The organism is Kitasatospora sp. NEAU-69 (genome assembly GCF_057158765.1).
The window spans coordinates 18816-39560 of sequence record NZ_JBWXUE010000027.1; the positions used below are offsets into that span (position 1 = coordinate 18816).

The window sequence follows — 20745 nt, forward strand, 5'->3', positions numbered from 1 at the left end:
AGCGCCCGGCTCGTACGGGTGGACCCCGCCCCCGGGCGGGTGAGAACGGGGTCGCCGCCGCGCCGGGCCGCCCTAGGCTCGCGCCCGTGCATCTGACGATCCTTCATGTCTCCCAGCCGGTCGACGGCGGCGTGGCCCGGGTGGTGACCGATCTGGTCCGCGGCCAGCGCGCCGCCGGGCACCGGGTGCTGGTCGCTTGCCCGCCCGGCGGCCGGCTGGCGCCCGAGGCGGCGGCGGCCGGGGCCGAGGTGCTGGAGTGGCCGGCCCGCCGCTCGCCGGGGCCGAGCGTGCCGCTGGAGACCGCGCGGCTGCGCCGGCTGGTCCGCACCGCCGGTCCCGACCTGGTGCACCTGCACAGCGCCAAGGCCGGACTGGCCGGCCGGCTCGCGCTGCGCGGCCGACTCCCCACCGTCTTTCAGCCGCACGCCTGGTCGTTCGCCGCCGCGACCGGCACGCTGGCCACCGCCAGCACCCGCTGGGAGCGGTACGCGACCCGCTGGGCCACCGGCGTGCTCTGCGTCAGCGAGCAGGAGCGGCTCGACGGCGAGGCGGTCGGCATCAGCGCCGACTTCACGGTCGTGCCCAACGGCGTCGACCCGCGCCACTACACGCCCGCCGAGCGCCGCGCCGCCCGGCTCTCGCTCGGCCTGGACCTCTCCGAGCCGCTCGCCGTCTGCGTCGGGCGGCTCTGCCGGCAGAAGGGGCAGGACGTGCTGCTCGCGGCCTGGCCTGCGGTGGCCCGCCGGGTGCCGACCGCAGGGCTGGCGCTGGTCGGCGGTGGGCCCGACGCGCAGGCGCTGGCCGCCCAGGCCCGCGCGCTGCCGGAGCCGTACCGGGTGCGCCTCGCGGGCGAGGTGGCCGATCCGCGGCCGTGGCTGGCGGCGGCCGACCTGGTGGTGCTGCCCTCGCGCTGGGAGGGGATGGCGCTCGCGCCGCTGGAGGCGATGGCGATGGCCCGCCCGGTGCTGCTCACCGATGTGCCCGGGGCCCGCGAGCAACTGCCCGAGGCGCACCGGGCCGGGGCGCTGATCCCGCCCGGCGATCCGGCCGCGCTGACCAATGCGCTCGCCGAGGCGCTGGCCGATCCGCTGGAGTGCGCTCGCCGGGGGGCCGAGGCGCGGGAATGGGTGACGCGGCGGCATGACGTCCGTTCGGTCGTCGCGCAGGTGTCCGAGCTGTATCAGAAGTCGATTAATCAGAACTCGATCACCCCTCAGTGGGCGATTCCCCGTGTCCCGACCGGAGCCTGATCGTTGATCGGGGCGTGAGAACGCATCGGCGAGCCGCCCGCATGTCAGAAAAAATGATTAATGGGCGGGTGGAATGAAATGGCAAGTCAACTGCCGGAATTGTAGCCATCGTTCGGTATTGTCTGATTTTGCCTGCTTCGTTCCGTGAGTTCGACATCCCTGGTCAGAGTCGCTGATCAGACTCCTGTGCGACTGGGAACGGGCGCGGCTCGCCGCGGCGGCAGGTGCTACCCGGACCGGGCCCACGGCGCCGGGCTCGCGGCGCCGGCCGTCCCGGTTCCGGGAACTCGCCACCAAGGGCACACAACAGGGGAGTTCGTGCGCTGATGACCATTGACCACGAGAGCGTGCCGCGGCCCGGGCGCCCCGCGGACCGCGACCGGCGGCTCGCGACCGGGCTGCTCGACCGGCCCGCCCGGTCGGCGCAGTCGCGCGCTGCTCCGGTGCTCGGTCGGCACCGCCGCGGGCTGCGCGCCCGCGGCCTGCTGCCCGCCGGGCTGCTCGTGGTCGACGCCCTGGCCACCTGCACCGCCTCGGCCTGCTGCGCGGGCGAGTTCGCGCCCCCGTTCACCGCAGCGGCTGCCGTTCTCCCGCTGCTGGTCCCGCTCAACCTGGCCGGCGGCCTCTACCGGACCAGGATGACGCCCTCCGCGCTCGACGAACTCCCCTCGCTGATCGGCCGCTGCGCGGTCGCGGTCGCCTTCGCCGTCACGCTGGCCGGCTGCCTGCCCGGCCACTGGCCGTCCACCGGCCCCGCCCACCCCGTCCGGCTGGTCACCCTGCTCGCCGTGCTCGCGCTGGCCGCCGCCTGCGGCCGGGCGTTCCTCTACCACCTGCTGCGCAAGGTCCGCCGCCGCCGGCCCGTCCCGGTGCTGGTGCTCGGCGCCGGGCCGCTCGGCCAGCGGGTCGCCACCGCGCTGCGCGAACGCGCCGAGTACGGCATGCGCCCGGTCGGCTACCTCGACCCGGATCCGGTGCTGCTGCCGGGCGACTCCCCGGTGCCCGCGCTCGGCGGCGGCCGCGAGGCGCTGGAGCGCGAGATCCGCCGGCACGGCGTGCGCCAGCTGATCGCCACCGCCGGCGCGGCCGACGAGCAGGAGACCGCCGTGCTGCTGCGCGAGGCGGTCCGGCTCGGCTGCCAGGTCTGGCTGGTCCCGGCGCTGCGCGAGCACGGCTCGCTGGAGCCGGGCGTGCGCCGCTCGGCCGACCACCTCTGGGGCTTCCCCTGCCTGCGGCTGACCCGCCCGCCGCTGCGCCGGCTCGGCTGGCGCGGAAAGCGCGCGCTCGACATCGGCGCCGCCGCGTTCGGCCTGCTGCTGATCTCGCCGGTGCTCGCGGTCTGCGCGCTCGCCGTCCGGTTCGACACCGGCCCCGGCGTGCTCTTCCGCCAGCAGCGCACCGGACTGGACGGCCGGGTCTTCACACTGCTCAAGTTCCGCACGCTGCGCCCGGCCAACGAGCACGAGTCGGCCACCCACTGGAACATCGCCCAGGACCACCGGATGAGCGCGGTCGGCCACCTGCTGCGCCGCAGCTCGCTGGACGAGCTGCCGCAGCTGTGGAACGTGCTGCGCGGCGACATGAGCCTGGTCGGCCCGCGCCCCGAGCGCCCGTACTTCGTGATGCGGTTCGGCCAGGCCTACCCGGAGTACGCCGACCGGCACCGGGTGCCGGTCGGGCTGACCGGACTGGCCCAGGTGAACGGGCTGCGCGGGGACACCTCGATCGAGGACCGGGCCCGCTTCGACAACCGCTACATCGAGAGCTGGAGCCTCTGGCAGGACGTCAAGATCCTGCTGCGCACGGCGGTTCTGATGCTCCGCCCGGACGGGAGCTGACGCACCGTGGCCTTCACCCTGCCCGCCCGACCCGCGCCGCCCGGTGCGGCGGCCTCCGCCTCGACGGCCGCTTCGGCGTCCGCGACGCCGCCCGCGTTACGGGCGCACGCCTGGTCGGCCCTGCTGCGCCGGCCCAGCCTGCTGGCCGCCGTGACCGTGCTGCTGGTCTGCGTACCGACCGGCGAGAAGGACGTCACGGCGGCGGTTCACATCACGGCCGCCGACCTCGCCTCGATGGCGCTGGTCGCGCTCACCGGCCTGGAGCTGCTGCGCGGGCGCCCGCTCGGGCTGAGCCGGCGGGCCTGCGCGGCCTTCGCGGGCGTGGTCCTCGCGGCCGCGGTCGCGACCGTCTGCTCGATCGACCCGGCCGCCAGCCTGACCGGCTTCGTGCGGCTGGTGCAGATCTTCGTGCTGGTCCCGGCGGCGGTGCTGTGCGCGCTGCGCGACCGCACCGACCTGCGCCTGGTGCTCGGCGCGTTCGTGCTGGCCGCGCTGGTCGAGGGCGGGGTGGGCGCCGCGCAGTTCCTGACCGGCACCGGCGCCTCGTACACCGGCCAGCCGATCCGGGCGGTCGGCACCTTCGGCGCGCTGGACATCATGGCGATGTCCGGCGTGGTCAGCTTCGGCCTGCTGGCGGCGCTCGCGCTCGCGCTGATGGAGCGTCAGACAGCGTGGCTGCGGCGCTTCCTGTTCGCCTCCGCGGCCTTCCTGCTGTTCCCGCTCGCGGTCTCGTTCAGCCGGGGCAGCTGGATCGCCACCGCCGTCGCGGTCGCCGTGCTGCTGCTGCGCGCCGACGCCCGGCTCGCGGTGCGCGGCGCGGTGATCGCGCTCGCGGCGGCGGTGGTGCTGCTCGGCGGGCTCAGCGCCGGCGGCTGGCTGGGCGCGGGCGGCGGCGACGTCACCGAGCGGCTCAGCAGCATCGGCTCCGTCTCCGGCGGCAACGAGGACCACTCGGTCAGCGACCGGTACGACCTGTGGACCACCGCCCGGGCGATCTTCGCCGACCACCCGGTGGCGGGCGCCGGGCCGAAGAGCTTCCAGCGGCTGCGCGACTCGCACGCGCCGCTGCGGCTCTCCTCCGGCAGCGACGCCGCCGACTCGACGATCGGCTTCGAGCGTGAGCCGCTGCTCTCCCCGCACAACATGTACTTCCTGGTGCTGAGCGAGCAGGGGCTGATCGGCATCGTCGCGTACGGCACGCTGTTCGGCGCGCTGCTCTTCGGCTGCCTGCGCCGGGCCGGTGGGCCGGGCCTGGCGGCGCTCGGGCTGCTGGTCTGGGTGCTGGTCGACTTCCTCTACGCGGACATCGGCGGCACCACGACGGTGCTGACCTCGGTGATCCTCGGCGTGGCGGGCTGGTGGGCGTTGCCGGTGGAGAGAGGCGCGTCACCGGCGGCCGGGCCGGTCGCGGGGGCGTCGGCGTGACGGCCGGACCGAGTCTGGCTCCGCCCCCACCCGCCGCCCCCGCGCCGCCGGCCCCGCGCAGCGCGTCCTTCCTGGCCCGGGCGTTCGGCATCACCGCGCTGCTCAGCGCGGCCGGTTCCGCGCTCGGGCTGCTGCGCGACCTGCTGCTCGCCCGGTTCTTCGGCGCCTCCGAGGGCACCGACGCGTTCCTGGTCTCCTGGACCGTCCCCGAGACCGCCGCGCCGCTGCTGATCGAGGACGCGATGGCGTTCCTGATGGTGCCGGCCTTCAGCCTGGCCCTCGTGCTGCGCGAGGAGCGGCCGGAGAACCCGGACCCGGTGCGGCAGTTGACGGCGGCCACGCTGCCCTGGCTGCTCGCCGGGCTGTGCGCGCTCTCCGGCGCCACCGCGCTCTGGGCGCCGCAGCTGGTGCACACGCTGGCACCCGGGCTCGCCGACCCGGCCCTCGCGATCACCTGCACCCGGATCACGGCCGTCACGATCCTGCCGTTCGGCGTGGCCGGTTACCTCGGCGCCGCGCTGCGCGCCCACCACCGCTTCACCGCGCCCGCCGCGATCTACGTCGCCTACAACCTCGGCATCCTCGGCGTCCTGACGCTCGGCCACGGCGCGCTCGGGGTGCGCGCGGCGGCGCTCGGGGTCGCCTTCGGCAGCCTGCTGCTGGCCGGGGTGCTGGTCGGCCCGTTCGTCCGCGCGCTGCGCAGTCGTCGCCCCGGCCGCGGCCGGCCCGCCCTGTCAGGGTCCACCGCACGGGGCTCCACTGTGCTGGGCTCCTCCGCGTCCGGGCTCCGCCTGCGCCCGGCGAGGCCGGCCGGCCGGGCGCTAGGGCCTGTCCGGCGGATCTTGCCGGGCGCGCGACGCCGGGCATCCCGGCTGGACGCACGCCCGAATCGCCCAAGTACGGCCCAGTACGAGGCCGACTCGGGCGCACGCCCAGCCGGGCGCCCAACGCCGCGCGCTTATCCGACAAGATCCGCCGGACAGGCCCTGGTCCTCAGCCCGCTCGCGCTGCTGCCGGTGGCGGCCTTCACGCTCACCCGGCAGTCCCAGGTCTTCATCGAGCGCTACCTCGGCTCGGCGCTGCCGCCCGGCACCATCTCGCACCTCAACTACGCGGCCAAGGTCTCCCAGCTGGCCATGACGACGGCCATCCTGATCTGCACGGTGACCTTCCCGCTGGTCGCGAGGGCGCTCGCGGCGGGCGACCTCGACGCGGCGCGCGACCGGGTGGAGAAGGACCTCGGGCAGGCCGCGGCCGTCGTGATCGCCGGCACGGCGTTCCTGATCGCCTGCGCGCCGGCCGTGGTCGCGCTGCTGTTCCAGCGCGGCGCCTTCAGCCCCGCCGACACCGCCGCGACCGCGCAGGCGATCCAGGTCTACAGCTTCGGTCTGCTCGCGCAGGCGCTGATCGGCGTGATGGTCCGGCCGTTCTTCTCGATGCGCCCGGCCGTCCGGCGGGCCGACGACCCGGGGCCGGACGAGGCCGGGCGCCGGCTGCTCGACTGGTACCCGGTCGGCGCGATGGCGATCGGGCTGGTGGTCACCACGCTGGTCGGCGCGCTGACCGCCCACCGGTTCGGCGCGGCCGGGCTGGCCGCCGCCAACGCGGCCGGCATCACCACCTGCGCCGTGCTGCTGCTGCGCGGCCTGAAGCTGCGCGGCATCGCCCTGCGGATGCGCCAAGTGCTCGCCGGGCAGGCGAAGTTGGTCCTCGCCGGGGCGGGCGCGACGGCGGCCGGCGCGCTGGCCGCGCGGGCCTGCGGGCAGCCGCTGGCGTCGATCACGGTCGGTGGCGCGGTGGTCCTGGCGGTCTACGCGGGCCTGGGCAGGCTGCTCGGCGCGCACGAACTGACCGGGTCGATCCGGCTGCTCCTCGCACCGGTGCGGGCGGGCCTGGGCCCCCGGCTGGGCCCGGTGGTCGGCCCGGTGCGCGGCCTGCTGCCGCCCGCCCGCCGCAGCCCCGGCGCGCACCGCAGCCCCACCCAAGGCCCCCAGCGCACACGCGCCACCCACGGCGCCGAGCACGGACGCGCCGGCCATGGCGGCCGTCCCGGCCCCGCCACCCATGGCGCCCAGCACGGACCTGCCACTCATGGCGGTCAGCCCGGCCCCGCCCCCCACGGCGGCCAGTACGGCACCGCCCCCCATGGCGGCGAGTACGGACCCGGCACCTACGGCCCCCCGGCGGACCTGCGCCCACCGGAGGAAGGAACGCTGCCAGATGGTCGTTGAAGTCACCCGCCACCATCGACACCTGCGGCCGCCGGATCCCGGTGCCGTGCCGGGTCAACGGTTCGGGGCGCCCTGGGTCCTGATGTACCACTCGGTGGCCGAGGAGGAGGAGGATCCGTACCTCCTCACGGTCAACCCGCGGCGGTTCGCCGCCCAGATGCGCTGGCTGGCCGGGCGCGGCTGGCGCGGCGTGAGCATGCGCGAGCTGCTCGCCGCCCGCGCGGCCGGCCGGCGCGACCGGCTGGTCGGCCTGACCTTCGACGACGGCTACGCCGACTTCGCCCGGCACGCAGTCCCGGTCCTGCGCCGCTACGGCTTCACCGCCACCGCGTACGTGGTCGCCGACCGGCTCGGCGGCGACAACGGCTGGGACGTCGAAGGGCCGCGCAAGGCTCTGCTGACCGTCGACCAGGTCTGCGAACTCGCCGCCGCCGGCTGGGAGATCGGCTCACACGGGCTCAGCCACGTCTCGCTGCCGGGTGTCGCGGCCGACCTGCTGCGGGCCGAGGTCCGCGACAGCAGGCGGGTGCTGGAGGCGCTGGTCGGCGGCCCGGTGAGCGGCTTCTGCTACCCGTACGGCGCGGTGGACCTGCCCGCCGCCCGGGCCGTCCAGGAGGCCGGCTACGACTACGCGGTGGCGATCCGGCACAGTCCGCTGGCCGGCCGGTTCGCGCTGCCCCGCTGCTACGTCGGCGACCGGGACGGTGCCTGGCGGCTGCGCGCCAAGCGCGGCCGCCACGAACTGCGGGACGTGGTCACCGAGTTGCGCCGCGCCGGCGGGATGAGGGCCGCGCGGTGAGGGTGCTGCACATCATCACCGGGCTGGCTGCCGGCGGCGCCGAGCAGCAACTGCTGCTGACACTGCGCCACCTGCCGCCCGGCATCGACTGCGAGGTCGCCACGCTGACCAACCCGGGCTCGGTGGCCGACGCGCTGCGTGCCGACGGCTTCACCGTGCACGACCTCGCGATGCGCGGCAACCGCGACCTCGCGGTGCTGCCCCGGCTCACCCGGCTGATCCGGGGCGGCCGCTACGACGTCGTGCACACCCACCTCTACCGGGCCGGTCTCTACGGCCGTCTCGCGGCCCGGCTCGCCGGCGTCCGCACGGTGCTGGCCACCGAGCACTCGCTGCACGCCGGCACGATCGAGGGCCGGGCGGTCGGCCGGGGCGTGAAGTCGCTCTACCTGGCGGCCGAGCGGCTCGGCGGTACCACGGTCGCGGTCTCCCGGCAGGTGGCCGGCACGCTCGCCGACTGGGGGGTTCCGGGTCAGCGGGTCGCGGTCCTGCCGAACGGCATCGACGCGGCGCGCTTCGAGCGGACCGCCGCCGACCGGGAGCTGCTGCGCAGCCGGCTGCGCGGCACGCTCGGGGTGCCGGAGTGGGCCTGGGTGATCGGCGCGGTCGGCCGGCTGGTGCCGGGCAAGCGCTTCGAGGTCCTGGTGGCGGCGCTCGCCGCGCTACCGGTCGAGCTGGACGCCTGGCTGCTGATCGTCGGGGACGGGCCGCAGCGCCCGGCGCTGGAGCGGCGGGCCGCCGAGCTCGGGCTGGCCCGCCGGGTCCGGTTCGCCGGGGAGCGCGCCGACGTGCCCGAGCTGCTCGCCGCGATGGACGTGCTGGCGGCCCCCTCGGTCGAGGAGACCTTCGGCCTCGCGGTGCTGGAGGGACTGGCCGCGGGTCTGCCGGTCTGCCACAGCGGCTGCCCGGCGCTGGAGGAGCTGCCGCCGGACGCCGCACCGCACGCGCGCAAGCTGCCCTCGGATCCGGTGGCCTACCGGGACGCGCTCCAGGAGCTCGCCGCCCGGCGATCCGAGGGCCCCGCGGCCCGCCCGGCCGCCGTGACGCACTACGACATTGCCCGCACGGCCACCGAACTGGCCGAACTGTACGAGCGGTTGGGGCGCGGCGACCGGCCGGCCCCAGCCGGGAGGGAGTCCTGAGATGTCCGAGTCACAGTCCGCAGAGTCCGCACGGTCCGCATCAGCAGAGTCCGCTCAGTCCGCAGAGTCGGCAGGGCGCGCGAACACGGGCCACGGCGGCGGCCGCGCGCTGCGTGCGCTCGCCCGGCACTGGTGGCCGGTGGCCGTCGCCGTCCCGCTCGGCGCGGTGGCCGGGGCCGGCTACGCCGTCGTCACACCGCCGTCCTACTCCGCGAGCTCCTACGTCGTGGTGGTCCCGGAGAACACCGCCGATGCCGCGGTGGCGGTCAACTTCGCCCAGGCGTACGGCCGGCTGGCCGGGCAGCCGCAGGTGCTGGCGCTCGCCGCGGCCGAGGCCGGGCAGAGCGAGAGCGAGCTGGGCGGCGAGGTGGCCGGCACCACCTCGCCGGACGCCCCGGTGATCGAGATCGCCGGCAGCGGCCGGCAGCCGCAGGCCGCGGTGAAGGCGGCGGACGCGGTGGCCAAGGCGCTGATCGGCTTCGCCAACACCGGCAGCAAGGAGACCGGGGTCAAGCTGGTCCCGCTCGCGGCCGCCGCCGAGCCGGACAAGCCGACCACGCCGAGCGGCAAGCTGGACGTGGCCGTCGGCGCGGCGGCCGGCGTGCTGGTCGGGGCGCTCGGCATGATGACGCGCCGCAAGGCGGGCCCGTCGGCGCTCGCCGCGCCGCTCGCCGCCGTGCCCGGCCCGGCGCCGGTCCCGGTGCCGAAGCCCGCTTCGGCCTCGGCGGTGACGGTGGCGGCGACGGCGGCCGAACCGGTCCGGAGCGCGCAGTGACCACCGCCCGGCCTGACCAGACGCAGGCCCAGGCCCAGGCCCCGGCGGACGGCGAGGCGAGACTGCCCCGGTGGACCACCGAGCTGCGCCGCGAGGACGACGCGCTCGACGGGCTCGCCGCCGAGTGGAACGACCTCGCCGCCCGCTGCCGGACCGCCACGCCGTTCCAGTCGGCGGCCTGGCTGGCCTCCTGGTGGCGCGCGTACGGCCGGCCCGGCGCGCTGCGGGTGCTGCTGGTCCGCCGGGACGGCCGGCTGGTCGGCGCCGCCGCGCTGGCCCTCGGCCGGCTCGGCGGCTACACCGCGCTCGGCGGCGCGCTGGTCGACTTCACCGATCTGCTGCTGGACGACGCCTACGCCGACGAGGCGGCCGCCGAGCTGGCCGCCGCGCTGGCCGACGAGCTCGCGCTGCACCGTCCCTGGCACAGCCTGGAGCTGCGCGAGGTCCGCCCTGGCTCGGCCGCCCACCGGGTCTACGCGCACTGGCGCGGCCGCCGCCACCAGCTCGTCGACTCGGTCTGCCAGCACCTGCCGGCCGTCCCGATGGAGGAACTGCTGGCCCGGCTGCCCGGGCGCACCGCCCAGCGCAGCCGGGCCAAGCAGCGCAAGCTCGTCGAGGCCGGCGTGCAGGCGCGGCGGGTGCCGGTCGAGGAGACCGGGGCGGCGATGGTGGAGCTGCTGCGGCTGCACGCGCTCCAGTGGGAGAGCCGCGGGGTCACCGCCGAGCACGTCACCGACCGGTTCGCGCGGCACCTGACCGAGTCCACGGCCGGACTCGCAGCGCTCGGCCAGGCGGTGGTGTACCGCTACTACCTGGACGACGAGCTGATGGCGGTGGACCTGCTGCTGCTCTGCCCCGCCTTCGCCGGCCTCTACCTCTACGGCGCCCACCCCGGGCTGCGCGAGCGGGTGGACATCGCGGGGCTGCTCTTCGGCACCTCGCTGGAGGAGACCGTCCGGGCCGGGATCCCGGAGATAAGCCTCATGCGCGGCGAGGAGCAGTACAAGGAGCGCTGGCGCCCCGAGCGGGAGCAGAACCACCGGTTGCTTTTCGGCCCCCGCTACTGCGCCGCCGCCCTCACCCTGCGCCTCACCCTCGCCCGCACCCGCACCACCCTCGCCCCCCACCTACGCGGCCCAGTCCGCCGCACCCGCACCTGGCTGGGCCTGCCCTGAGCCCCACCGAACCCCGCCCCACCCACTCACCCCCGCTGCGCGATCACCCGAGCACCGGACCGCCCCCGGCCCCCGCTCGTGCCTCAGCCCTCGCGCTGTGACCACCCCCTCTCCAGAGGCACCCGAGCACCGGATCGCCCCCGGCCTCCGCCCGACAGGGCGGGGGCCGGGGGCGGTCCGGTGTCTCAGTCCCCCTTGATACGCGGTGTCGGCCGATCGAGCGGCCCGCCCGGCAGCACCGGCAGCACCGGCGGGACCGGCGGCGACGGAACGGCCGGCGGCGAAGGCGGCACCGGCGGGCTGGGCAGCGCCGGGAGGGTCGGCAGGGTCGACGGCGCGTCAGTGTCAGCGGGCGTGGGCGTCGGGCTCGACACCGGCGACGGCGACGGTGACGGCACCGCCGACCCCGACGCGCTCGCCGTCGCCGACGGCTGCCACCCCGGGCAGCCGAGGCCCGGCCGCGGCGGCCGGGCGCCGCCCGGGCACGGCGGCGAGGGGATCGTCACGTCGGCCGCGCCCTTGGAGCCGCTCATCAGCTGCTTGTAGACGGCGCTGGAGCGCGGGTTGCTGTGGCACTCCCAGAAGCCGTGCGGGCAGTAGTCGGTCACGGTCTGGTAGGCGGTGTCGTGGGTCCGCATCCACTCGACCATCCGCCGCACGAACTCCGGATCGTCCCCGTTGCGGAACAGCCCCCACTCCGGGTACGAGACCGGCTTGCCGCGCTTGGCCGCGAAGTCCACCTGGTCCTGCAGGCCGTACGGCTCGCGCACGTACTCGTCGAAGGTCCCGCCGGCCGGCTGGTCGTAGCTGTCCATGCCGATCACGTCGACCACGTCGTCGCCCGGGTAGCACTTGGTCCAGGCGATCGCGTCCTTCCCGCGGTTCGGGTCGAAGTCGAAGCGGAACCGCTGCCCGGGGACCGACCGCATCACGCCGACGATCCGCCGCCAGTACGCCTTCCAGGCCGTCGGGTCGGGCCGGCAGCGGCTGGTGTAGGTGATGCCGTTCATCTCCCAGCCGGGCACGATCACGGTGTCGGAACCGCCGAGCGCGACGAGCTTGCGGGCCAGCTTGAGGAAGTGCTGGTCGAACGCGCCGCGCACGCCCTGACCGAGCAGCCGGGCCACCTGGTCGTCCGGCAGGTCACCCTCGTTCGGGACCAGCATCGGCACGTTCAGCACCAGCGTCCGGTTCGGGTCGGCGAGGCGCCACTGCGACCAGAGCGCGAGGACCTTCGTCTCGCCCTCCACGTCGTTCCAGCCGTTTCCGGCCAGATAGGTGTGGCCGACCTGGAGGTTGGCGCCGTTCAGCCAGCCGGCCATCCGCGCGATCTGCGGGATGTACTGGTCCCAGGAGCCGACGAACGCGCCGAACGGCACCTCGTGCAGTGCCCGCTGGGACGGCGGCCGGGGCGCCGAGCCGCGCGGGCGCTGTCCGCCGTCGGGTGGCGGCGGGGCGGCCGAGACGGCGGCGGACGGGCTCCGGTCGGCCGTACCGTGCTCCGCCGTCATGTGCGGGCTGCCGCTGGTGACGCTCGCGGTGGCGACCAGCAGCAGCGCGGAGCCGGCCAGGGCCAGGCGGCCGATTCGCATCGTCTCGTCTCCTAGGGGCTCCGCGCGGTCTCCGCGCGATCAACGCGATCAAGGGGGCTCCGCACGATGCCGGCAGGGCAGTCGTGTGCTCCCGCCGTGTGCTCCCGCGCACACCGACAGTAAGGCGAGCTGCCGTCAGAAAAGCCGAATGTCACCCTAAAGTGGACATTTGTCGCGAGTCTGGCCGAACTCGGCTGGAAACGGCCGCGGAGCGGCTCGCGGACTGACCGGTCATCAGCTCTCCGTGAGCACCGGACTTCGCACCGTCAGTCCACCCCCGCCAATCCACCCCCGCCGAATGTCCGGTTATCCGTCCGTAGGCCGGACGCTCGGCCACGCCATGCTGACGGTTCAATGTTCGCCAGGTACCCTCCCGAGGTGTCCTGGAAGCCGTTTCGTACTCTGACCCCGAGGTCGGCGCTGCCCGCCCTCGCCGTGCTGCTGGTGCTCGGCGTAGGTGCTGCCGCGCACGCCAACCGCCCGGTTCCGTTCGGCGACCAGGTCTCCGCGCCCGGAAACGCACAGGCCAGCCCGGTCGGCGCGCAGTCCGCGGACGCGCCGCTGCCGGACTTCAAGCTGAGCACCGGCCTCGACGCCTACGACCCGGCAACTCACACGCTGCTCTGGAGCTACCAGCGCGACGGCGCGACCGCGCTGCACTACTCGCTGCTCGGCAACCAGAGCGCGGTCGTGGTCTGGGACGACGGCATGGTGACCTCGGTGCAGCTCAGTGACCACTCGGTCCGCTGGCACCGCGCGGTGCCCGGTCTGTCCGACTGGCTGCACGGCTCCGACGACCCCGGCGCGGACCAGCGCACCGAGGCCCAGCGCAAGCAGCTGCTCCAGGAGCGGGCCGCGGCCGCGGTGCAGGTCGTGACCGGCCCGGAGCCGTGGGTCCAGGTGCTCACCCCGGGCCTCACCATGGGCTTCCGGGACCGTGACGGGGATCTCAGGTTCAACTCGCGCCCGTACGCCGGCTGCTCCTACGACCCGCTGCGCGCCGTCGCCACCGACACCGCGGTGCTGGTCCCGCGCACCTGCACCGGCACCACCAGCTCCGGCCGCCCGCTGCCCGGCGCGGTCGCCGGCTTCAAGCTGGACGGCCACGGCTACCAGATCAACGCCGGCCCGAAGGTGCTGCTCAAGCGGCTGGACGGCACCCGGGTGGAGCTGGACGACGGCCCGCTGGTCGGCAACCGGGTCTACGACGCCGAGCAGGGCGCCATCGAGACGCCGTGTGACAGCGCGGCCGCGCCGTTCGCCGCCGTCAAGCCGGAGGCCGGCTGCCCGGCAGTGGCCGTCACGCCCGCCGCGGGCCCGGCTGCGGGCGCGGCCCAGTAGTAGGCCCAGCAGTAAATGACTGAAAGCAGCTGTCGGTCTCCCGGTAGACTGGCCGGCATGGCTGTTCTCCCCGGGCATTAGCGGCGGCAGTCGGTACGGCCGACGGCCTGCGCGCTCGCGCGTCCGGCTCCAGGCCACGCCGGTCCGTCCAGCACGCCCAGACCTTCGCCGCGCCCCCGTGCCCGGTCCGCTGCGTCCCGCTGACGCGCCCGGGCCCGCCCCACCCCAGGAGTTCCCCCAGCCATGATTTCCGCCAACGCCCTCGAACTGCGCGCCGGTGCCCGAATCCTGATCGAGTCCGCGAGCTTCCGGGTCGCCCCCGGTGACCGGATCGGTCTGGTCGGGCGCAACGGCGCCGGCAAGACCACGCTGACCAAGGTGCTGGCCGGCGAGGGCCTGCCGGCCGGCGGCACCGTGACCCGCTCCGGCGAGGTCGGCTACCTGCCGCAGGACCCGCGCACCGGCGACCTCGACGTGCTCGCCCGCGACCGGATCCTGTCCGCCCGCGGCCTCGACTCCGTGCTCAAGAAGATGCGCGAGAACGAGGAGCGGATGGCGAACGGCAAGGGCGCCACCCGCGACAACGCGATGAAGAAGTACTCCCGGCTGGAGACCGAGTTCCTCACCAAGGGCGGCTACGCGGCCGAGGCCGAGGCGGCCACCATCGCCGCCGCGCTCGGCCTGCCGGACCGGATCCTCGGCCAGGAACTGCACACCCTCTCCGGCGGTCAGCGCCGGCGCGTCGAGCTCGCCCGGATCCTCTTCTCGGACTCCGACGTGCTGCTGCTCGACGAGCCGACCAACCACCTGGACGCCGACTCGATCGCCTGGCTGCGCGACTTCCTGAAGGTCTACAAGGGCGGCTTCATCGTCATCTCGCACGATGTCGAGCTGGTCGAGACGGTCGTCAACAAGGTCTTCTACCTGGACGCCAACCGCTCCGCGATCGACGTCTACAACATGGGCTGGAAGCAGTACCAGCAGCAGCGCGAGGACGACGAGAAGCGCCGCAAGCGCGAGCGCTCGAACGCCGAGAAGAAGGCCGCGACGCTCAACGCGCAGGCCGACAAGATGCGCGCCAAGGCCACCAAGACGGTCGCCGCGCAGAACATGGCCCGCCGCGCCGAGAAGCTGCTCTCCGGCCTTGAGCAGGTCCGGGCCTCGGACAAGGTCGCCAAGCTGCGGTTCCCCGACCCGGCCCCGTGCGGCAAGACCCCGCTGACCGCGAGCGACCTGTCGAAGTCCTACGGTTCGCTGGAGATCTTCGCCGGCGTGGACCTGGCGATCGACCGTGGCTCGCGGGTCGTCGTGCTCGGCCTCAACGGCGCCGGCAAGACCACGCTGCTGCGGATGCTGGCGGGCGTGGAGAAGCCGGACACCGGCGAGGTGATCCCGGGCCACGGCCTGAAGATCGGCTACTACGCGCAGGAGCACGAGACGCTCGACCCCGAGCGCACCGTGCTGGAGAACATGCGCTCCTCCGCGCCGGACACCGACCTGGTGCAGATCCGCAAGATCCTCGGCTCGTTCCTCTTCTCCGGCGACGACGTCGACAAGCCGGCCGGGGTGCTCTCCGGTGGCGAGAAGACCCGGCTCGCGCTCGCCTCGCTGGTGGTCTCCTCGGCGAACGTGCTGTTGCTCGACGAGCCCACCAACAACCTCGACCCGGCCAGCCGCGAGGAGATCCTGGGCGCGCTGCGCTCCTTCTCCGGCGCCGTCGTCCTGGTCACCCACGACGAGGGCGCGGTGCACGCGCTCGCGCCGGAGCGGATCATCCTGCTGCCGGACGGCGTCGAGGACCTCTGGAGCCCGGCGTACCACGACCTGGTCTCGCTCGCCTGACCCTGCCGAGCCGCTCCCGGAGGGCTTCCGGCCGTGTCCGGGGCGCTCCCGAAGTGCTCCCGAACGCTCCCAAACACCGCCCGTGACCGGTCCGCCGGTCGCGGGCGCTTGTCTCGGGTAGACACGCGCTCCTGCATACGGCGGATGCCGAATCATCAGGCACCGCGATCCGGGAATGCAGTGGTCGAGGATTCCGTTTTAGCCATTTCACCTGGCCATGACGTCGGGGCGACCCTGCTGATCAGCTCTTTCGTCCGTCGCCGCCGATTTCCGCGAGGGGGCGCACACCCAGGGTGAGCGCCAGCGCGCGCTCCGATCACCCCCGAGCGGCGCCCCTTTGCGCTGACAGACCTTGTCGAATGGGTGGCCAGACCGCTGGCAATGGGTGATCATGGGAATCTGACCGAGCACAGCTACGAGGAGGCACGGGTGGCCGAGACTCTGAAAAAGGGCAGCCGGGTGACTGGTGCCGCGCGTGAGAAGCTCGCGGCCGAGCTGAAGAAGAAGTACGACTCGGGGGCTAGCATTCGCGCGCTCGCCGAGGAGACCGGCCGCTCGTACGGCTTCGTGCACCGCATGCTGAGCGAATCCGGAGTGAACCTCCGGGGTCGCGGCGGCGCCACGCGCGGGAAGGCCAAGGCTGCTGCCGCAGCCGGTTCCTGACTTTCCGTCAGGTCCTACCAGGTACGTCTATCGCAAGTGTCCAGGTGTATCGGCGACCGTGACATGTACCCGTCCGGCCGCCGATCGCCATGTCCCGGCTCCGGGCCCCATCGGGTCGCCGGGTGGGCGGTGTCCAATTGGCGGTCGATAAGTTACTCTCCGGTAGACATAGTGGGCAGCGCGCTGGAGCCTGCCCTGACCCTCGCCGGAGGTGCCCATGACCGCGCCCGTCCCCACCACTGCCAGCTCGGCCGACTGGGAGGAGGTCGGTGTCCGGCTGGAGGTCGAGGGCGAACTCGCCGTGGTCACGCTCTGCCACCCGAAGCGCCGCAACGCCCAGACCCCGGCCATGTGGCGCGCGCTCGCCGCAGTCGGCCGTGAGCTGCCCGGCACCGTGCGGGTGGTGCTGCTGCGCGCCGAGGGCGTCTCGTTCTCGGCCGGCCTGGACCGCGCGATGTTCACCCCCGAGGGGATCCCCGGCGAGGCGAACTTCCTGGCCCTGGCGGCCGAGCCGGCCGCCGAGCTGGACGCCGTGATCGCCGGCTTCCAGGAGGCGTTCACCTGGTGGCGCCGTCCGGACGTGATCACCATCGCCACCGTCCAGGGCCACGCGGTCGGCGCCGGCTTCCAGCTCGCGCTCGGCTGCGACATCCGGATCTGCGCCGAGGACGCGCAGTTCGCGATGCGCGAGACCTCGCTCGGCCTGGTCCCCGACCTGGCCGGCACCAAGCCGCTCATTGACCTGGTCGGCTACGCGCGGGCACTGGAGATCTGCGCCACCGGCCGCTGGGTGGCGGCCGACGAGGCGGCCCGGATCGGCCTGGCCAACCTGGTGGTGCCCGGTGACGAGCTGGCCGCCGCCGGCCGCGAGCTGGCCGCCGCGCTGCTCGCCGCGCCGCGCGCCGCCGTGATCGAGACCAAGGCGCTGCTGCTGGGCGCCGGGCAGCGCTCGCACCAGGAGCAGTGCGCCGCCGAGCGCGCCGCCCAGGCCCGCCGGCTGCGCGACCTGGCGGGCATCGGTGACTGATCCGGCTGGATCAGCGTGTGGGAAGGGCCCGGCTCCAGAGGGGGGAGCCGGGCCCTTCCGGCGTTCCCGGGCCCGCGGCCACCGCGGCTGGGCCACCCCGCCGAGCGGCCGCACCGCCGCTCCCTGCGGGCGCAGGTTTCGTGGCGGAATGTCAGAGTTGGTGGAGTTTGCGGTATAGCTGGAGACGCACCCCCAGGAGGCACCCCCATGCCCGAGACCCCCAAGCCGTCCGATCTGCCGAAGGCCGTCCACCCGCAGCCCGGACCGGCCGTCGAGGAGCGTGGCCGCACCGCGCTCGCCGACGGCGTGGTGGAGAAGATCGCGGGCATGGCCGCCCGGGAGGTTCCCGGTATCCACGCGCTCGGTTCGGGCCTGGCCCGCACCTTCGGCGCGATGCGCGACCGGGTGCCGGGCGGGCGGGCCAGCATCTCGCGCGGCATCAAGGCCGAGGTGGGGGAGAAGCAGACCGCGATCGACATCGCCCTGGTGGTCGAGTACGGCGTGGTGATCCCGGAGCTCGCCGCGGCGGTGCGGCGCAACATCATCACCGCGGTCGAGCGGATGACCGGCCTTGAGGTGGTCGAGGTGAACATCGCGGTCAACGACGTCCACCTGCCCGACGAACCGGACGAGGAGGAGGGTCTGCCGCCGTCCTCCTCCGAACGGCGGTCCCGGGTCCAGTAGCCGCAGAGACACCCTTCGCACGGCCCACTTCGACCGGGAGACCTCTTGAATCTCGCCCTGATCGGCATGGTGGCCGGCATGGCCCTGGGCTTCGCCGGCTATTTCGGCGGGTTCGCCGCGTTCCTGCTGGTCGCCGTGCTCGGCGTGCTCGGCTTCGTGGCCGGTCGGCTGCTGGAGAGCGACATCGACCTCGGTGATCTCGGGGACCTGCTGCGCAGCCGCGACCGGCGCCGCCGCTGATGTCGCTGGGGATGGAGCGCGCCTGGGGGCGGGACACCGGACCGGCCACGCCGCCGGGCCGGCGCGGGCGGCTGCGGATCGCCGACCGGGTGCTGGTGCGGATCGCGCAGGTGGCCGCCCGGGACGCGCTGCGGGTCGGCGCGGTGGGCGAGCCGCCGCGGGTGACGGTCTCGGTGCTGGACGGCGCGGCCCGGGTGCGGGTCGGTGTCGATCTGCCGTTCCCGTCCGACCTGGGCGCGCGGGCCGCTGCGGTGCGGGCGGCGGTGGCCGAGCAGATCGGCGGGCTGACCGGGATCCCGGCGCGCGAGGTGCTCGTGGTGGTGGAGCGGTTGCACCCGGAGACGGCCGAGCCCGAGACCGAGATCGAGATCGACGCCGGGGGCGAGGCCGAGGCCGGGGCCGAGACCGGGGCCGAGACCGGGGCCGGGGTCGAGGCCGACGTTGAGGCCGGGTCCGAGACCGAGACGGTGGGTGGGGCTGAGGCTGAGACGGCGGGCGGCTCCGAGACCGAGCCGGGCTCAGGGGCCGGGCCGGGAGCGGGTGAGCAGGCATGAGCGATCCCGCCCTGCTGCCCGCCGTCGTGGAGCCGGCGCCGCCGCCGGAGCGCCAGCAGCACAGCTTCCCGTCCAGCCGCGGCACCGCCGCCGGGCTGGTCGCGCTCCTCGTGCTGCTCGCTGCGGGCGCGCTGCTGTACGACGAGGTCGCGGTCTGGACCGGGCACCACGCCGGCAGCTGGCGCTCCTGGACGGCCCGTCAGCTTGCCACCCGGCATCTGGACTCCCCCTGGGTGCTGGCCGGCGCCGCGCTGGTCGCCGTGCTCGGCTGCGGGCTCTGCGTGCTGGCCGTGAGTCCCGGCAACCGGCGCTGGCTGGCGCTGCGCCAGGACCTGCCGGACGAGCGCCCGGTGGCGATCGACCGGGTCGGGGTGGCCGCGCTGCTGGAGACCCGGGCGCTGGAGCTGCCGATGGTCGCGGCCGCGCGGGTGCGGGTCGGCCGGCGGCGGGCCCGGGTCACGGTGCACGGCAGCGCGGACCTCGCGCGGGTGCGCGCCGTGCTGGGCGCGGAGCTGGCCCGGATCGGGCTGTCCCGGGAGCCCGAGCTGAAGATCCGCGGCCGGGTGGCCCATCACCGTCCGCCGATGTACTAGCCGACGTACCAGGCGAGCTGGACGTCCTAGCCGAGGAGCGCGGGTTGTTGCCGAGCCGGTCCACCGTCAACCGCCTGCTGCTCGGGCTGGTCGGTCTGCTGCTGCTGGCCGGCGCGCTGCTGGTGCTGGCGGGCGGCTTCGGCCTCTACCGGCACGTGGGACTGCGGCCGCCCGGCTGGTGGCCGCTCACCTCGCCGTCCCAGCCGGTGCTCAGCCATGCCTCCCGCACCCGCTGGCGCGACCACGGCTGGTGGTGGCCTGCGGTGATCGGTGGGCTCGCGGTGCTGGTGCTGCTGACGCTCTGCTGGCTGGTCTTCCAGCTCCGCCGCCCGGCGCCCGACGAGCTGGAGCTGCCGACCGGGGGCGTCCCGGGCCTGCGGCTGCGGCTGCGCAGCCTGGCGCTGGCGGACGCCGCCCAGATCTCGGCCCGGCAGTTGCCGCAGGTCGAGACGGCGGTGGTCAGGCTGGTTGGCCGCCAGCCACGCCACCGGCGGCTGCGCGCGGTGCTGCTGCTCGCGCCCGGCACGGACGTGCCGGCGGCGGTGCGGGCATTCCGGGCCGGTCCGCTCGCGCAGGCGCGCAGCGTGGTCGCCGGGCTGCCGGTGGAGCTGCGGCTGCGGGTCGCGCCGACGGCGGTGCCGCACCACCACCCGCACCGGCGCCGCCGTGGCAAGCGCGCACCGCGGGTGGACTGAGCGGGTGGGCTGAGCGGGGATCAGCTGTTCGCACATCAGCCTGTGCATATGAACATCAGTGTGTTAGAAATGCGGCATGGGAGTAGCCAGCCGTCTTGATCTGACCCTGCGCCTGGTGCAAGGCGCCGCCGACCGCGTCCCGGTCTCGGAACTCGCCCAGCGCCTGGGGGTCTCCGAGATGACGGTGCGCCGCGACCTCGATCTGCTGGAGCGGCAGGGGCTGGTCCGGCGCGTGCACGGCGGCGCGATCGCCGCGCGGGCGCGCGAGGAGGGCGCGGGCTTCGCCGCCCGCGAGCCCTGGCAAGGCGCGACGAAGAGCCGGCTCGGCGCGGCGGTCGCCGCTCTGGTCGAACCCGGCTCCAGCGTGCTGCTGGACGCGGGCACCACCACGGTGCACGTGGCCGAGCAGCTGGCCGCGCGGGCACCGCTGACCGTCGCGGTGCTCAGCCTCCAGGCGGCGGTCTGCCTCGCCGACCGGCCCGGCATCGAGCTGCTGGTGGTCGGCGGCCGCTCCCGCCCCGGCGAGCGCTCGCTGGTCGGCCCGCTCGCGCTGCGCACCCTGGAGTCGCTCGCCTTCGACTGCTTCGTGATGTCGATCGGCGGCGTGCACGCCGAGCACGGCTGGTCGGAGTTCTCGCTGGACGACGCGGCGGTCAAGCAGGCCGGGCTCGCCCAGTCCACCCGGACCGTCGCGGTCGCCGACGCCACCAAGCTCGGCGTGCGCGCGTTCAGCCAGGTCGCCCCGCTCGGCAGCGTGCAGGTCTTCGTGACCGATGCCGCCGCCGAGGACACCGCCACCCACCCGAACGGCCCGCAGACCCTCGCCGCCATGCGCGACGCGGGTGTGCGGACCGTCCTCGCCTGAGAGGTCCCGACCCG

Annotated in this window: 19 protein-coding genes; 18 read left to right on the plus strand and 1 reads right to left on the minus strand. The window is 74.9% G+C overall.

Going from position 1 to position 20745, the window contains the following annotated elements:
• Positions 1–86 precede the first annotated feature (86 nt).
• From AC060L_RS27475 to AC060L_RS27510, 8 genes are all read left to right on the plus strand, one after another.
• Positions 87–1250 (plus strand): glycosyltransferase family 4 protein, encoded by a 1164-nt coding sequence (locus AC060L_RS27475; protein ID WP_483801627.1) that lies wholly within the window; start codon positions 87–89, stop codon positions 1248–1250.
• Between the two features lie 326 nt (positions 1251–1576).
• The gene (locus AC060L_RS27480) at positions 1577–3088 is read left to right on the plus strand and encodes a sugar transferase (RefSeq protein ID WP_483801628.1); all 1512 of its coding nucleotides are present in this window, start codon (positions 1577–1579) and stop codon (positions 3086–3088) included.
• A 6-nt stretch (positions 3089–3094) separates the two neighbouring features.
• Positions 3095–4513, plus strand: coding sequence for an O-antigen ligase family protein (locus tag AC060L_RS27485; RefSeq protein ID WP_483801629.1), 1419 nt, complete (start codon positions 3095–3097; stop codon positions 4511–4513).
• Entirely contained in the window at positions 4510–6744 is a 2235-nt protein-coding gene (locus AC060L_RS27490) for a lipid II flippase MurJ (RefSeq protein WP_483801630.1), read from the plus strand. The genes AC060L_RS27485 and AC060L_RS27490 overlap by 4 nt, the downstream gene beginning before the upstream one ends.
• Positions 6734–7543 carry a polysaccharide deacetylase family protein gene (locus AC060L_RS27495; RefSeq protein ID WP_483801631.1) on the plus strand — a complete coding sequence of 270 codons (810 nt, stop codon included), beginning with the start codon at positions 6734–6736 and terminating at the stop codon, positions 7541–7543. The genes AC060L_RS27490 and AC060L_RS27495 overlap by 11 nt, the downstream gene beginning before the upstream one ends.
• Entirely contained in the window at positions 7540–8685 is a 1146-nt protein-coding gene (locus AC060L_RS27500) for a glycosyltransferase (protein WP_483801632.1), read from the plus strand. Before AC060L_RS27495 ends, AC060L_RS27500 begins: the two co-directional genes overlap by 4 nt.
• Before the next feature lies 1 nt (position 8686).
• Positions 8687–9460, plus strand: a complete 774-nt coding sequence (locus AC060L_RS27505) for a Wzz/FepE/Etk N-terminal domain-containing protein (RefSeq protein ID WP_483801633.1) — start codon at positions 8687–8689, stop codon at positions 9458–9460.
• Entirely contained in the window at positions 9457–10635 is a 1179-nt protein-coding gene (locus AC060L_RS27510; protein WP_483801634.1) for a GNAT family N-acetyltransferase, read from the plus strand. Before AC060L_RS27505 ends, AC060L_RS27510 begins: the two co-directional genes overlap by 4 nt.
• Before the next feature lie 185 nt (positions 10636–10820).
• Here AC060L_RS27510 and AC060L_RS27515 read toward each other — a convergent pair whose 3' ends face one another.
• Entirely contained in the window at positions 10821–12227 is a 1407-nt protein-coding gene (locus AC060L_RS27515; RefSeq protein WP_483801635.1) for a glycoside hydrolase family 26 protein, read from the minus strand.
• Between the two features lie 378 nt (positions 12228–12605).
• On the opposite strand from AC060L_RS27515, the gene AC060L_RS27520 reads away from it, so the two are divergent.
• From AC060L_RS27520 to AC060L_RS27565, 10 genes are all read left to right on the plus strand, one after another.
• Complete coding sequence (locus tag AC060L_RS27520) at positions 12606–13568, plus strand: hypothetical protein (RefSeq protein ID WP_483801636.1); 963 nt, start codon at positions 12606–12608, stop codon at positions 13566–13568.
• A gap of 243 nt (positions 13569–13811) precedes the next feature.
• The gene (locus AC060L_RS27525; RefSeq protein WP_483801637.1) at positions 13812–15410 is read left to right on the plus strand and encodes an ABC-F family ATP-binding cassette domain-containing protein; all 1599 of its coding nucleotides are present in this window, start codon (positions 13812–13814) and stop codon (positions 15408–15410) included.
• A gap of 429 nt (positions 15411–15839) precedes the next feature.
• Positions 15840–16073 carry a helix-turn-helix domain-containing protein gene (locus AC060L_RS27530; RefSeq protein ID WP_035843861.1) on the plus strand — a complete coding sequence of 78 codons (234 nt, stop codon included), beginning with the start codon at positions 15840–15842 and terminating at the stop codon, positions 16071–16073.
• 217 nt (positions 16074–16290) lie between these two features.
• On the plus strand, positions 16291–17100 hold the full coding sequence (locus AC060L_RS27535) for an enoyl-CoA hydratase/isomerase family protein (protein WP_483801638.1): 810 nt from the start codon (positions 16291–16293) through the stop codon (positions 17098–17100).
• A gap of 207 nt (positions 17101–17307) precedes the next feature.
• Positions 17308–17784: an Asp23/Gls24 family envelope stress response protein gene (locus tag AC060L_RS27540; RefSeq protein ID WP_483801639.1), complete on the plus strand. Its 477-nt coding sequence runs from the start codon at positions 17308–17310 to the stop codon at positions 17782–17784.
• 45 nt (positions 17785–17829) lie between these two features.
• Positions 17830–18024 carry a hypothetical protein gene (locus AC060L_RS27545; protein ID WP_483801701.1) on the plus strand — a complete coding sequence of 65 codons (195 nt, stop codon included), beginning with the start codon at positions 17830–17832 and terminating at the stop codon, positions 18022–18024.
• Positions 18024–18578, plus strand: a complete 555-nt coding sequence (locus AC060L_RS27550) for a hypothetical protein (protein WP_483801640.1) — start codon at positions 18024–18026, stop codon at positions 18576–18578. The genes AC060L_RS27545 and AC060L_RS27550 overlap by 1 nt, the downstream gene beginning before the upstream one ends.
• Positions 18575–19171, plus strand: a complete 597-nt coding sequence (locus tag AC060L_RS27555) for a DUF6286 domain-containing protein (RefSeq protein WP_483801641.1) — start codon at positions 18575–18577, stop codon at positions 19169–19171. Before AC060L_RS27550 ends, AC060L_RS27555 begins: the two co-directional genes overlap by 4 nt.
• Positions 19172–19218: 47 nt before the next feature.
• Entirely contained in the window at positions 19219–19866 is a 648-nt protein-coding gene (locus tag AC060L_RS27560) for an alkaline shock response membrane anchor protein AmaP (RefSeq protein WP_483801642.1), read from the plus strand.
• Between the two features lie 76 nt (positions 19867–19942).
• The gene (locus tag AC060L_RS27565; protein WP_483801643.1) at positions 19943–20731 is read left to right on the plus strand and encodes a DeoR/GlpR family DNA-binding transcription regulator; all 789 of its coding nucleotides are present in this window, start codon (positions 19943–19945) and stop codon (positions 20729–20731) included.
• The last annotated feature ends 14 nt before the right edge of the window (positions 20732–20745 follow it).